The organism is Xanthomonas floridensis, from assembly GCF_001642575.1.
Lineage (GTDB): Bacteria > Pseudomonadota > Gammaproteobacteria > Xanthomonadales > Xanthomonadaceae > Xanthomonas > Xanthomonas floridensis.
This window is the reverse complement of record NZ_LXNG01000024.1, coordinates 21,217-34,109: the sequence shown is the minus strand read 5'-3', so window position 1 is coordinate 34,109 and position 12,893 is coordinate 21,217. Positions and strand designations below refer to the sequence as shown.

Annotated in this window: 10 protein-coding genes; 3 read left to right on the top strand and 7 right to left on the bottom strand. The window is 66.4% G+C overall.

Features of this window, described 5'->3' with window-relative positions:
• Window positions 1–28 precede the first annotated feature (28 nt).
• Window positions 29–769, top strand: a complete 741-nt coding sequence (locus A7D17_RS14990) for a WecB/TagA/CpsF family glycosyltransferase (protein WP_204377360.1) — start codon at window positions 29–31, stop codon at window positions 767–769.
• Window positions 766–2,034, top strand: a complete 1,269-nt coding sequence (locus tag A7D17_RS14985) for an O-antigen ligase family protein (RefSeq protein WP_064509818.1) — start codon at window positions 766–768, stop codon at window positions 2,032–2,034. Before A7D17_RS14990 ends, A7D17_RS14985 begins: the two co-directional genes overlap by 4 nt.
• On the opposite strand, the gene A7D17_RS14980 is transcribed toward A7D17_RS14985, so the two are convergent.
• The 5 genes from A7D17_RS14980 to A7D17_RS14960 form a co-directional block, all read right to left on the bottom strand.
• On the bottom strand, window positions 2,003–2,677 hold the full coding sequence (locus A7D17_RS14980; protein ID WP_064509817.1) for a class I SAM-dependent methyltransferase: 675 nt from the start codon (window positions 2,675–2,677) through the stop codon (window positions 2,003–2,005). The two genes, A7D17_RS14985 and A7D17_RS14980, sit on opposite strands and share 32 nt — an antisense overlap.
• Window positions 2,678–2,687: 10 nt before the next feature.
• Window positions 2,688–3,806, bottom strand: a complete 1,119-nt coding sequence (gene wecB / locus A7D17_RS14975) for a non-hydrolyzing UDP-N-acetylglucosamine 2-epimerase (RefSeq protein WP_064509816.1) — start codon at window positions 3,804–3,806, stop codon at window positions 2,688–2,690.
• Between the two features lie 18 nt (window positions 3,807–3,824).
• Window positions 3,825–5,234 carry an undecaprenyl-phosphate glucose phosphotransferase gene (locus tag A7D17_RS14970; protein ID WP_064509815.1) on the bottom strand — a complete coding sequence of 470 codons (1,410 nt, stop codon included), beginning with the start codon at window positions 5,232–5,234 and terminating at the stop codon, window positions 3,825–3,827.
• 66 nt (window positions 5,235–5,300) lie between these two features.
• Window positions 5,301–6,473: a glycosyltransferase gene (locus A7D17_RS14965; RefSeq protein WP_275655084.1), complete on the bottom strand. Its 1,173-nt coding sequence runs from the start codon at window positions 6,471–6,473 to the stop codon at window positions 5,301–5,303.
• The gene (locus A7D17_RS14960; protein ID WP_064509813.1) at window positions 6,470–7,609 is read right to left on the bottom strand and encodes a glycosyltransferase family 4 protein; all 1,140 of its coding nucleotides are present in this window, start codon (window positions 7,607–7,609) and stop codon (window positions 6,470–6,472) included. Before A7D17_RS14960 ends, A7D17_RS14965 begins: the two co-directional genes overlap by 4 nt.
• A gap of 272 nt (window positions 7,610–7,881) precedes the next feature.
• Between A7D17_RS14960 and A7D17_RS14955 the strand changes: the two genes are divergently transcribed.
• Window positions 7,882–8,226, top strand: coding sequence for a hypothetical protein (locus A7D17_RS14955; protein ID WP_064509812.1), 345 nt, complete (start codon window positions 7,882–7,884; stop codon window positions 8,224–8,226).
• 335 nt (window positions 8,227–8,561) lie between these two features.
• On the opposite strand, the gene A7D17_RS14950 is transcribed toward A7D17_RS14955, so the two are convergent.
• Window positions 8,562–11,654 carry an efflux RND transporter permease subunit gene (locus tag A7D17_RS14950; RefSeq protein WP_064509811.1) on the bottom strand — a complete coding sequence of 1,031 codons (3,093 nt, stop codon included), beginning with the start codon at window positions 11,652–11,654 and terminating at the stop codon, window positions 8,562–8,564.
• On the bottom strand, window positions 11,651–12,781 hold the full coding sequence (locus A7D17_RS14945) for an efflux RND transporter periplasmic adaptor subunit (RefSeq protein ID WP_064509810.1): 1,131 nt from the start codon (window positions 12,779–12,781) through the stop codon (window positions 11,651–11,653). Before A7D17_RS14945 ends, A7D17_RS14950 begins: the two co-directional genes overlap by 4 nt.
• Window positions 12,782–12,893: the final 112 nt, after the last annotated feature.

Below are 12,893 nucleotides of genomic sequence, written 5' to 3'. Positions count from 1 at the left end.
GGCTCGCTTGTCCTTTTTCGGATGTCCGTTGGACCTCCTCCCACCGGAGCAGATTCTCTTGCGTGCGCAGCATGCCGTCCAGGGCGGCGCGCCGATCCGGGTGGAGGGCTTGAATGTCGCCAAACTGATCGATGCGCGTGCCCAGCTGCCGCTGCGCCAGGCGTTGGAACAGGCCGAGGTGGTGCACATCGACGGTGCCGGCATCAGCCTGGGCCTGCGTTGGTTCGGGGTGGACGTGCCACCGCGCAGGGCCGGCATCGACCTGATGCAGGACATGTGCGCCCAGGCGGCCGGCAGCGGTGCCGGGGTCTATCTGCTCGGCGCGCGTCCGGCGGTGGTCGCGGCCGCGGCTGAACGCCTGCGCACGGACTGGCCGGGTCTGCACATTGCCGGCACGCGCGATGGCTATTTCAGCGACGCCGAGGAGGACGCGGTGATCGCGGCAATTCGCCAGTCGGGTGCACGCTATCTGTTCATCGGCATCAGTTCGCCGAAGAAGGAACTGCTGCTGGAGAAATACTGGCAGACGCTTGGCGTGCCCGTGGCGATGGGCGTGGGCGGTTCGTTCGATGTGCTGTCGGGAATGTTGCCGCGCGCGCCGCGGCTGATGCAGCGCTGTGGCATGGAGTGGCTGTTTCGGCTCGCGCTGGAACCTCGTCGGCTGGCCTGGCGCTATCTGCGCACCAATGCCGCGTACCTGGTGCTGTTGCTGCGCGCCCGCCTCAGCCGACGCTACCGCGCACAGGCGCTGACGACCTGGCCCACATGACCGCGGGCGCGCCTGCCCGCCGGCCTGCGCAGACCGGGCTGGTGGCCGTGTGCCTGGGCCTCTATCTGCTGTTCTGTCTGCAGCAAGTGGTGTTGACCGGCCGCTACTTCGGGGTTGGTCTGTCGCTGGGGTCGATGGCGATCCGTAGCGTTGCGCTCGGCCTGAGTGCGTGGGCGTTATGGCGGCATGGTGTGCCGGCATGCCTGCGCCGGCCATTGCTGTCGATCCTGCTCTGCATGGCCGCGCTGGCAGCGTCGGTGTTGGCGTCCGACCATGCGGCCTTGGCATTCAAGTACGCCGTGCGTTATGCCACTGCCTTGCTGTGGCTATGGGCCTTGTTGAATCTGGCGGTGGCGTGGCCGCACTGGCCGCGCGCGGCGACGCTGGCGGCGTTGATCGCGGTGTGGATCAATCTGCTGTTGGGCATGGCGGTACGACTGCAGTGGTCGCCGGCACTGAAGGTGTCGCTGGCCTTCCATGCGCAAGACAGCTTCAAATATCTGCCGCGAGTGTCGGGCATGTACGACCATCCGGCATTGCTGGCGGCGACTGCCGTCATCGTTACGTTGCTCACGATCCAGTTGTATCAGCGTCACGAAGTTGGACGCGGGCAGCTAGCCGCAGCAGTGCTGGCGTCGACCGCAGCGCTGGCGCTGAGTGAAGTGCGTAATCCGTTGCTGCCGGTAGCCGCATTGATCCTCTGGTGGGCCTGGTCGCGCCGCAATGACGCACGCCCTGGCCGCCGCGCGGTCTTGTCCGCCTTGCTCGGCTTGCTGGCCGTTGCCGGCTTCGTGCTTTGGCAGCGCTATGCGGAGATGACCAGCGCGGTACACGAAGGCCCGCTGACCGCATTCTCATTGGGGCGCACCTATCTGTGGTCCGGTGCTCTTCAGGCATGGCGTACGCATCCCTGGTTCGGGCTCGGCGCCGGTGTCTTCCAGTTTCTGGTTCCCGACTACACCGGTGGTCGCTTCGATCGCGGCGAACTGCACGCACACAACGGCCTGCTGGCGGTGTTGTCGGAAACCGGAGTGTGCGGGCTGTTTGCCTGTCTATGCCTGGTGTGGGCGCTCTGGGCGCCGTTGCTGCGCAACCCTGCCGAGCGCGGCTGGGCGCTGATCTGGCTGCTGTTCCTGCTGGGCTTGAACGTCTTCGACTTCTATCCGCTGTTCTATCCCTTTTCCCTGCATGCGGCCTTGGCAGTGGCGCTGCTGTATGCCCACCATGCCGCGCTCAGCGACGCACCGCGATCCAGGATTTGTTGAGGCCGTACCAGCGCTCGGCGATCAGCGTCGCCTCGGGAAACAGCCGTGCCATCTCGCGCCTGCGCAGCAAGCGGATCTCGTCCACGAAGCAGCGTGCCTGCGCGCGCGTCTGCGGTCGGTCGATGCGCCCCAGCGGAAACCGGTACAACAGTTCTGCCTGCCAGGCCCGTGGCAGGAACTGGATGCCGGGAGCCAGATAATGCGGTTCGATCGGGAACCAGTAATTGGGTGTTTGCACGTAATACTGCGGTGCCACCCGCCGGATCTGGTCGGCGAATGCACGCATCCGCGCGGCATCGCCCACATGCTCGATCACCGAATTGGAGTGGGCGATGTCGAAAGCGTTGTCGGCGTACCCCAGTGCGCAGCCGTCGCCCCATTGCGAACGCAGATGGGTGCGCGTTGCCGGCGGCGGGGAGTCGTCGAGATTGACCACGGTCACCTCGCAAGCGTGTTGGGCAAAGAAGGCATCCGGCACATGCGCCCAATAGGCGAGCGTGCCGCCGACGTCGATCACCCGGCAATGGCCCTGCCGCAGATGGCAGGCGCGTACCATCTCCAGGAACACGCGCAAGCGGCGCGCACGTAGCCGCGCGCTGAGCGAGGCGGCGTCGTTGTAATCGGCTTGCGCGCTGAGACCCATCGCGGCCTGCCTAGGCGTGCTGCAGGCGTGGGCGCGGCGCGCTGGCGCGTTCGTCTCTCGCCAGGAGCGTATCGAGGATGCAGCGGAACGCATGCCCATCGCCAAATGGATTGCGCCATGCCACCGCGCGCGCCAGCAGGCGATCGGCAGCAGTCCGCAGCGCGTCCTGGTCCAGGCCATGGGGTAGTTCCGCCCCGCCGATCTGCAGGGTTTCCGGCCGCTCGGTGTTGGTGCGCAGCACCAGACATTTGCGCTGCAGGATGCAGGCTTCCTCCTGGATCCCGCCGCTGTCGGTCATGATCAAGGCCGCGCCCTGCTGGAGCGCCAGCATATCCAGGTAACCCACCGGACCGATTGCCCGCAGTGCGCGATGGCGCGCGGCCGCCGCGCTCCCCAGCGCATCCAGCCGCGGGTGCATCGGAAACACCAGCGGCAACCCCTGCTCCTCGGAAATCGAAGTCACTGCCTGCATCAGGGCGGCAAAATGCGCCGGATCTTCAGTGTTGGAGCGGCGATGGCAGGTGAGCAGGTGATAGCCGCCTTCGCGCAGCCCCAGGCGTTGCAGGATGGTCGAGCGGCGCAGCGCGGTCTGGGCATGCGCCAGCGTTGCGTCGGCGACGGTGTTGCCGGTGATGCGGATGCGTGCGCCGGTCAGGCCTTCGTCGCGCAGGATCTGCGCCTGCAGCGCGGTGGGGCAGAACAGGTAGTCGGACAAGTGGTCGATCAGGACACGATTGACTTCTTCGGGCATGCTGCGGTCGCGGCTACGCAGGCCCGCCTCGACATGGGCAACGGCGATCTCCAGCTTGTTGGCAGCCATCGCGCCTGCCAAGGCGCTGTTGGTGTCCCCCTGCACCACCACCACATCCGGCTGCAGCGTCGCCAGTACCGGCTCGATGCCGCACAACATGCGTCCGATCTGCACGCCATGCGGCGCCGAACCCACACCGAGATTGTAGTCGGCCGGCGGCAGACCCAGTTCGTCGAAGAACACCCGGTCCATCGCCTCGTCGTAATGCTGGTTGGTATGGACGATCGAAAAGTGCAGCCCGTCGCGCAGACTGGCCGCGATCAACGATGCCAGCTTGATGATTTCAGGGCGGGTGCCGAGAACATAGGTGATGTGCATGGGACTCCCGATCCGGGTTCAATAGGCGTCGCGGTCGAACAGCACGATCACGCAAGTCTGCGCGATGATGCTCAGGTCCAGCCAAAGCGACCAATGCTGGATGTAGGCAAGATCGTGTTGAACGCGGCGGCGCATCTTCTCCACCGTGTCGGTCTCCCCGCGCAGGCCATTGACCTGCGCCCAGCCGGTGATGCCCGGCTTGACCCGCTGACGTTGCAGGTAGTTCGGCACCACGTCCTGGTATTGCGCGTTGTGCGCCAGCGCATGCGGCCGCGGCCCGACAATGGCCATGTGCCCCTGAAGCACGTTGAGAAACTGCGGCAATTCGTCGAAGCTGGTACGCCGCAGGAAGGCGCCGAAGCGCGTGACCCGTTGATCGCCCCGGCTGGTCTGCGGCGCGGCAGTGGCAGCATCGTGCAGCTGCATGCTGCGGAACTTCCACAGTTCAAACGGGCGCCCGTCCCAACCCTGTCGCAGCTGCCGAAACAGGACCGGTCCGGGGCCGGAGAGCTTGACGCCCGCGGCCAGGGCCAGCATCAGCGGTGCACTCACCACCACGATGACCAAGGCAAGCACACGGTCGGTCGCCTCCTTCAGCAGGCGCGACAGGCCCGTGAGCGGACGGACCGACAACGCCATCATCGGCAGGCCGGTCGGCTCCTCCAGACAAGACTGGTCTGGGCCAAATGCGAACAGGTCCGGAATCCAGCACGCATCCACGCCGCACGCCTCCAGCTGCGCGATGCTATGGCGAAGCCGCGCCTCGTCGCGGATCGGCCAGGTGACCCAAACTTCGCCAACATGCTGGGCTTCCAGCCAGCACGACAGCCCGGCCGTGCCGCCAAGCGCCAGATCCGACGGCACCTGCAACACGTCGATTCCGGAGCCCGGCTGACGCTGGATCCGCGTCGCCAACGCGTCGGTGCGTTCGGACGGACCGAGCAGGGCGATGCGCCGCCGCCCGATGTCGTGGCGATGCAGCCAGGCAAGCGCGCCCCTCATCGCATGCCGCACGCAGAGCAGACCAGCACCGCCGCATCCAGCCCAATAGAGAAACCACAGGCGCGAAAAAGTCGCCCCGGTGGCGCTGAGGAAACCGATCGACATCAGCACGCTCAGCACGATCGCCCACCCCGTCAACACACGCCCCGCCACCATCGTCGGTGCCAGATGCGGCCGCTGGCGGTAAAGCGACAAGCGCCCGAACACCAGCAGCGTCAGCGCCGCAGCGGCGAGCAGCGCATATGTATAGCGGGGCGCCTGCGGCAATGCCGGTTGACCGACCCGCATGGCATAAGCAAACAACCCGGTGCCGACCACCACGCCCATGTCGGCGATTTTCGCCAGACCGGCCACTGACCCGAGCAGATCGCCAGATCGCCTGGTCGCGATGGCGACGCGCGGCAGCAGTGGATCGAGCGAGCTCATCCGGTGACCGCAACCTGGCGGTAGACCGGCGAGCCTACGCATGGATTGATCAGCATCCCTCTCCCTTCATCCCTGGTTTCCTCCAAGAGCGGCAGCTCCGCATCCGGCAGCATGCACCTGGCGATAGAGCGTGGCATAGGAATGCACCATCGCCGCGCCGGTGAAATACTGCCGATAACGGCTCAACGCCTCCTGCCCCAATGCGTTGGCCAGTTGCGGATGGTTCCATAGATAACGCATTGCATCGCGTAAGGCCACAGGATCTGCAGGCGCCACCACCAGGCCGGTCTGTCCGGCCACGTTCACAAAGCTGGTGCCGGTGCCGATTTCACAGGAAATCATCGGTTTGGCATGCATCGCCGCCTCCAGCAAGGTGATGCCGAACGCCTCCGAGCGCAGATGCGACGGAAACACCAGCCCTTCGCACAGCGACAGCAAGGCATGCTTGTCGGCATCGTCCAGCACGCCCAGAAAGTGGACGTGGGTCAGGCCGAGCTGCCGCGCCTGCTGACGCAGGCGCGCGCCTTCCGGTCCGTCTCCAACGATGGCCACCGGGATCGGTGTGTCGCGGAGGGCCTCCAGCAGGTACTGCAGACCTTTGTAGTAGCGCAACACACCGACGAACAACAGGAATCGCGGGCCCAGCCGCGTGCGCCAGCGCTGCGCGCGTTCGGCGTCCGGAGTGTGGTGGCTGGATTGGTCCAGTCCGATCGGTATCACGCTCAGCTTGGTCTGATAACCGGCCAGGACCGGGCTGGTGGCGCGGTAATTCGGCGACGTCGCAACGATATGGTCAACGCGGTCGAGGAATCGTCGTTGCAGCGGCCGATACAGGCGCAGCAGGTGTCGTTGCCGCACGATGTCGGAGTGATACGTCAGCACCGAGGGCGTTCGGGCTACGCCCGCCAGGTGCAGCAGGTCCATGAACGGCCAAGGATAATGGTAGTGGATCAGATCGAAGCGCCGGGCCAGGCGCGCGAAGTGCCGCAGCAAGCGCATCGATACCGGCATCGAGGCCACTTCGAAATCGCGTTGAAAGCGATGCAACGTGTAAGGCCCCTGCGCGCTGATCCCCGCCAGACGACCATCGGCACAGAGAGTCACCACCTCGCTGTCCACGGCACACCGGTGCGATTGCATGGCGAGCGTGCGTATGACCTGTTCGGTTCCGCCCATCGTCTCAGGCAAGCTGGTCTTGTAGACGTGCAGCACCCGCAGCGGAGAGGATGCGGGGCTCAAGCGGCCAACACGTGTCGGTAGACGTCGGCCGTCGCTGCAGCGCAACGCTGCCAGCTGAACTGAGCGGCGCGCTGCAGCCCGGCCCGACTCGCGGCCTCGCGCCAGACCGCATCGTCGATACCTCTCGCCAGCACTTGGGCCAAGGCCGTGCTGTCTGCAGGATCGAACAGTGCCGCGGCATCGGCAGCCACTTCCGGTAATGCGGACGCGGACGAACAAAGTACCGGCGTGCCGCTGGCCATTGCCTCCAGTACCGGCAGACCGAAGCCTTCGTAGAGCGAGGGAAACACGAACAGGCGCGCACCGGCCACCAGCGCCGGCAAGCTGTCTTGTGGAACATAACCGAGATAGCGCAGCCAACCGGCCTGTTCGGCCCGTTGCATGCGCGCATGCAGAGAATCGCTCGACCAGCCGCTGTGGCCAGCGATCACCAACGGGTAGCGAACACGCAATGCGGCGGGCAAGGCAGCATATGCTGTCAGCAGGATGTCGATGTTCTTCCGCGGTTCGATGGTACTCACGCATAAGCAGTACGCATCGGTCTCCAGGCCCAATGCTTGCAGCGGCGCGGCCAGCTCGGCCGGGGCATGCGGGCGGAATGCCGCATCTGCCGCCAATGGAATCGCGCGAACACGCGCGAGTGGCAACCCGAAATGCGCGGCGATCTCCTGCCGCGAGAACTCGGACACCGTCACGATCAGCTGTGCGCGTCGCACCGCCAGCGCCAGCTCCTTGCGCATGTAGCGCACCCGGTCGGCACGGTGACATTCCGGCCAGCGATAGATCGAAATATCGTGGAACGTTGCGATGCTCGGACCTGCATACGCAGGGACGTAGTAGTTGCACCCATGAAACAACGCGTCCTGCCCGCGCAGGGCACGCGCCTTGGCCAGGTTATTGAGACGTCGGTAGACATCCGTGGCAACCTCGATGCGCGAGAAACGATCGCGCAGCCACGGCGTCACCGTGGATGCCGATCCTGGGTCGGGGCGCTGCTGCATCAAGCGTCGCCCGTGCAGATACTGCAACGATTCGATCTGCGGCAAGCGCTCCAGATGCACGGCAAGCTCCTGCGTGTAACGTCCTACGCCGGTGAGCGGGTGACGAATCGATTCGGTAGCCAGGATGATGCGCACGACGCGTGGCGGCGATCAGGATCGCGCTGGGACGACATTGCTGGTAGCTGGGGCACGCAGTGCCATCAGCTGCCTGCCGGTATCGGGATACAGCGACTGGCTTCGACCCATTCCATGCTCCTCGTGGCGACCGACTCAGTCTACCCGCTGTGGATGATTCAGGCCTACCCGCCGTGAACGATCCAGGCGACGCCGGAAAATGAGGCAATCTTCATGCCACGGCGACGTCACTCCACGCACGCTGCACTGCATCTTCACTTTGGGAGCGCCTTGTGATCCGTCTTGTTGTTTCTTTTGCAGCTACCGTGTTGTTGTCCGCCTGCGCCTCCAACCAGGTGGCACAGGTGCAGCCCATCGACGGCGTGATCTCCGGCCAGTGCCATATCGAAAAGGTCCGCGGCATCGTGGGTCTGGCCGCAGCGGCGCAGACGGTGGAGCGTGCGCGCGTCGACAGCGACAGCCTGCAGGTCAGCGTGCGGCGCGGCGAGCGCGCCACCGGCGGCACCACCGCCAGCGGCCTGGCCGACCCGGCGCAGGGCGCCAGCGAAAGCGGCGGCGATCACCTGAGCATCGAAACCGGCCCGACCAACAACATCACCGCGGTGTATTGCGGCTGACCGCAACGCACCTGGCCGCGAATCGGTGGGTTGCAATCACCGCGGTCTGCTCTGGCGAGTCCTGCGCAGGCGATGGCCCTGGACCGCAGCGTGACGGTGGCTACACCGGCGCGGCTGGCATATCACCGCCCTGCGCGCATCACCAGCGCACCGGTCCCGAAGTACCGGCTGCCGGCCGGTCAACCGGAAGTGCCTGGCGCGGTGCCAAAGGCGCCGGCACACCGTTGCCGGCGGCGGTCGGAGGGATCTGGCCGGCACCGGGCAAGCGCAGCCAACGCATCACCGCGGGCAAGGGCTGCGCTCGCCCGCTGGCTGCGTCGTGACGTTCGCCGTTCTCAGTCCGCCGAACGCGGCTGGCCGGCTGGATCGTCATCAACGCGGCCGAACGCGCCGCGCCAACGTCGATGCAGCCATGTCTGGCCATCGTGGATGCAGCTGAACACTGCAGGCACCACGACCAGGCATAGCAGTGTCGAACTGATCAGTCCCCCGATCACCGCGATGGCCATCGGCTGACGGAAACTGGCATCGGCGCCGAAGCCCAACGCGATTGGGAGCATGCCGGCGATCATGGCCACGGTGGTCATCACGATCGGACGCGCGCGTTTGTGGCACGCATCGAGTAGCGCGGCATCGACGCAGGTCGCCCCATCGCCGATTGCGATCACCGCGTATTCCACCAACAGGATCGAGTTCTTGGTGACGATGCCCATCAACATCACCAGGCCGATCATCGACGGCACATCGAGCTCGCTGCCGCACAGCAACAGCGCGATGAAGGCGCCGCCGAGCGAAAGCGGAATGGCCGACAGGATGGTCAACGGCTGGAAGAAGTCGTTGAACAGCAGGATCAGTACGCACAGCATGCACAAGGTGGCGATCACGATCGCCAGCAGCAGGCTGGACGATAGCTCCGCCGCCACTTCGGCATCGCCGGACTGGATCAGCGCCACGTTTGCAGGCAGTTGCCGGATGGCCGGACGCGTGGTGGCCAAGGCCTGCGCCTTGCTCAACGGCATCTCGCCCAGGTCGGCACTGACCGTGACGTAGCGTTGGCGATCGTAGCGATTGATCTCGGTCGGGCCGCTTTCCATTGCCAGGACCGCGACGCTGGACAACGGCACCAGGCCATCGCGCGATGGCACGCGCAGATTGGACAAGGCCTCCAGATCGGCACTGACCCGGTCGGGGACCTGCACGCGGATATTGATCTGCCGGTTGTCCAGGTTGAGCTTGGCAAGTTGCGGGTCGAAATCGCCGCTGGTCGCGGTGCGCAGGGTCTGGCCGATATCGGCGCTGCTCACCCCGTAACGGGCGGTCTGGCTCTGGATCGGCCGCGCAACCAGTTCCGGGCGTTGCAGGCTTGCGGTGGTGCGCACACCCGACAGACCGGCCGCGCGCAACTGGCTTGCGAACGCCGTGGCGGTGGCGTTGAGGGCGTCTTCCGATTCGCTGGTGAGAATCATCGACAGGTGTTCGCCCGGCCCGCCGCCGCTCACGGCGACGCGTGCGCCGGTGATGTTGACCAGGACCCGCCGCACTGCGCGCTCGATCTGCGCCTGCGCCGCACGCGTCTTGCGCGGCGACAACACCAGGGTCATCTCTGCCTTGCGCACCTCCGCCACCTGGGCACCGCGCCCGGACGCAGTGCCGCCAATGCTGGTGAACACCGCGCCGACACCGTCGATGCGGCCGACCGCCGCGCGCACCCGCTCGGTGACCTGGCGGGTCTGCCCGATGTCGCTTTCCGGCCCCAGCTCGACGCTAACGGTGATGAAGCCGCGGTCGCTGGCCGGCACCAGGCCCTTGGACAGCAGCGGCAATAACGCCAGCGACAACAGCAGGAACACGCCGGCCGCACCCAAGGTCGCTGCGCGATGCCGCAGGCTCCACTGCACCACCTGCAGATAGCCGGCAGTCACCATGCCGGTCGTCGGTTCGGCTGGATTGTCGTGGCGCGCGCGCAGAAAGGTGGCCGCCATGATCGGGGTGATCAGCCGAGCCACCATCAACGAGGCCACCACCGCGATCACGGCGGTCCACCCGAACTGCTTGAAGAACAATCCCGGGATGCCGCCCATCAACGTGGTCGGCACGAACACCACCACCAGGGTGGCAGTGGTGGCCATCACCACCAAGGCGATCTCGTTGACCGCGTCGGCAGTGGCCTGAAACGCGGATTTGCCCATGCGCCGATGACGTTCGATGTTTTCGATCTCGACGATGGCATCGTCGACCAGGATGCCGACCACCACTGCCAGGGCCAGCAAGGTCAGCGTATTGAGCGAGTAATCCAGCCACCACATCACCGCGAACGCCGGCAGGATGGACAGCGGCAGCGCCGATGCGGCGATCAGGGTGGCGCGCCAGTCGCGCAGGAACAGCCACACCACCAGCACCGCCAGCAGCGCGCCCTCGTAGAGCATCGACATCGACCCTTCGAATTGCTCCAGGGTGTAGGCCACGGTGCCGGAGACCGGAGTGATGCGCAGCGAGGTGTCGCTCCGTTGCAACTGCTGCAGCGCCTGCGCGACACCGTCGGCGATCCTGGTTTCGTCAAAGCCCTTGGTGCGATAGAGGCTGAGCCCGATCACCGGCTTGCCATCCAGCAGCGCGGCCTGCCGACGGTCGGCGATGCCGTCGTGCACGCGCGCGATCTGCTCCAGGCGCACGCTGCCGCCGCTGGCGAGCGCAATCGACATGCCGGGCAGCTGCGCGGCCTGCCGCACACCGGCCAGCGTGCGCACCGATTGCTCGGCACCGCCCAGTTGCACGCGTCCGCCGGAGGAATCCTGCTGCATCTGCTGCAGCGCGCGCGACACATCGGACGTGGTCACCCCCAGTGCCGTCATCTGCACCGGATCCACCTCCACCCGTATCTCGCGCTGCACGCCGCCCAGGCGCTGCACACGGCCCACGCCCGGCACCTTCAGCAGCGCCTTGCTCACGCTGTCGTCGACATACCAGGACAGCGCGGTCTCATCCAGCGTTGTGGAGGTCACCGCATAGGTCAGGATCGGCGTGCTGTTTTCGGTCACCGCACTGATGGCCGGCTGCAGCAGTTCCGCAGGCAACGACGAACGTACCCGGTCGACCGCATCCTTGGTTTCGATCAACGCATCGGACAGCGATTTCTCCAGGCGGAATTCGGCCACGATCTGCACCTGCCCGTCGCTGATGGTGGTGCGCAGGTGGCGCAGGCCGCTGACGTTGGCGAGGGAGTCTTCCACCTTGCGCGCCACATCGGTTTCCAGCTGCGCCGGCGCCGCCCCCGGCTGGGTCAAGGCGACGGTGACGGTGGGCAGATCCAGATCCGGCAGCGCCTGGATGGAAAGATTGCGGAAGCCATACACGCCCGCCAGCGTCAGCAGGAAGAACAGCAATACCGCAGGAATGGGATTGCGCAGCGACCAGGTAGCGAAATTCATCGTGGCCCACGTGGAATCAGCTGCATGCCGACCAGCGGGCCGGCCGGTGTGGTCTTGACCAGCACCGTGTCGCCATCGGCGAGCAATCCCGCGCCCTGCGCCACGATGCGCTCGCCGTCGGTCCACGGCTGCAGCAGTTCAACCTCGGTACCGAAGCGTCGCCCCACCGTCACCGGTAGCGCGCGCACCCTGGCAGCGGCGCCGCTGCCGACGATGCGGAACACCAGGCTGCGGCCATCGCGCACCACCACGCTCGCCGCCGGCACCACCAGCGCGCGGCTGGACGGCAAGGCCACTGCACCATCGACGTACATCCCGCCGCGCAGCCGGCTGCCGGGCTGGATATCCGCATACACCACACCAAGCCGGGAACGCGCATCCAGCAGCGGCGCGATCTGGCGCACGCGTGCCGCCACGGTGCTGCCGTCGGGCAGCCGCAGCCGAACCTGCTGGCCCAGCGCGATGCGCGCGATCTGCTCGGGCGTGAACTCTCCGCGCCATTCCAGGCGGCCCTGACGCACCAGGCGAAACAGTTCCTGGCCGCTGCTGGCCACCGCGCCCAGCGTCGCGCTCTGCGCGCTGATCACGCCATCGTCCGGGGCGGTGATGTCTGCTTGCTGCAGTTGCAGCAGGTTGGCATCCAGCTGCGCCTGCGCCACCGCGATCTGGGTGTTGGCCGTTACCGCTTCGGTTACGTAGCGCTGCACTTCCTGATCGCTCATCGCTCCGGCCGCCTGCACGCGCACGGCGCGCATGCGATTGGTCTGGGCCTGGTCCGCGGCCGCCTGCGCCTTGGCCAGGCCTGCACGCAGTTCTGCGCGTGCTGCCAGCAAGGTTGCGGTATCGAAATGTGCCAGCAGCTGCCCGCGCGTCACCACATCGCCGACCGCCACGTTGAGCGTCACCAGCCGCAGCCCGTTGCTTTGCGAACTGATCACCGCCTCCTGCCAGGGCGCCACGATCCCGGTGGCCGACAGCGTGCTTGGCCACTCGACCTGACGTGGCGTGATCGCCGTGACCGACAACGCGCTGATCGCAAGCGCGTGGCTCGGCGGCTGGGCGCGCGTGGACCACCACCAGCCCGAGGCGATGGCACCGCTGGCCAGCAGACAGCACAGCAGGGGCATTGCGAAGCGTCGCGGCCCGCGCCTGGATGACGCGGCGTGGGGATGCGCGCTAGCGGGTGTGTCGGTTGGGGTCATGGTCGTTACGCGGTCTGAGGCAAGGGAAGGACATCAA

Excerpts from the sequence above, each read along its gene's own strand:
- A7D17_RS14985 (WP_064509818.1), top strand. The coding sequence starts at position 766 with ATGACCGCGGGCGCGCCTGCCCGCCGGCCTGCGCAGACCGGGCTGGTG.
- A7D17_RS14980 (WP_064509817.1), bottom strand. The coding sequence starts at position 2,677 with ATGGGTCTCAGCGCGCAAGCCGATTACAACGACGCCGCCTCGCTCAGC.
- wecB (WP_064509816.1), bottom strand. The coding sequence starts at position 3,806 with ATGCACATCACCTATGTTCTCGGCACCCGCCCTGAAATCATCAAGCTG.
- A7D17_RS14970 (WP_064509815.1), bottom strand. The coding sequence starts at position 5,234 with ATGAGCTCGCTCGATCCACTGCTGCCGCGCGTCGCCATCGCGACCAGG.
- A7D17_RS14950 (WP_064509811.1), bottom strand. The coding sequence starts at position 11,654 with ATGAATTTCGCTACCTGGTCGCTGCGCAATCCCATTCCTGCGGTATTG.
- A7D17_RS14945 (WP_064509810.1), bottom strand. The coding sequence starts at position 12,781 with ATGCCCCTGCTGTGCTGTCTGCTGGCCAGCGGTGCCATCGCCTCGGGC.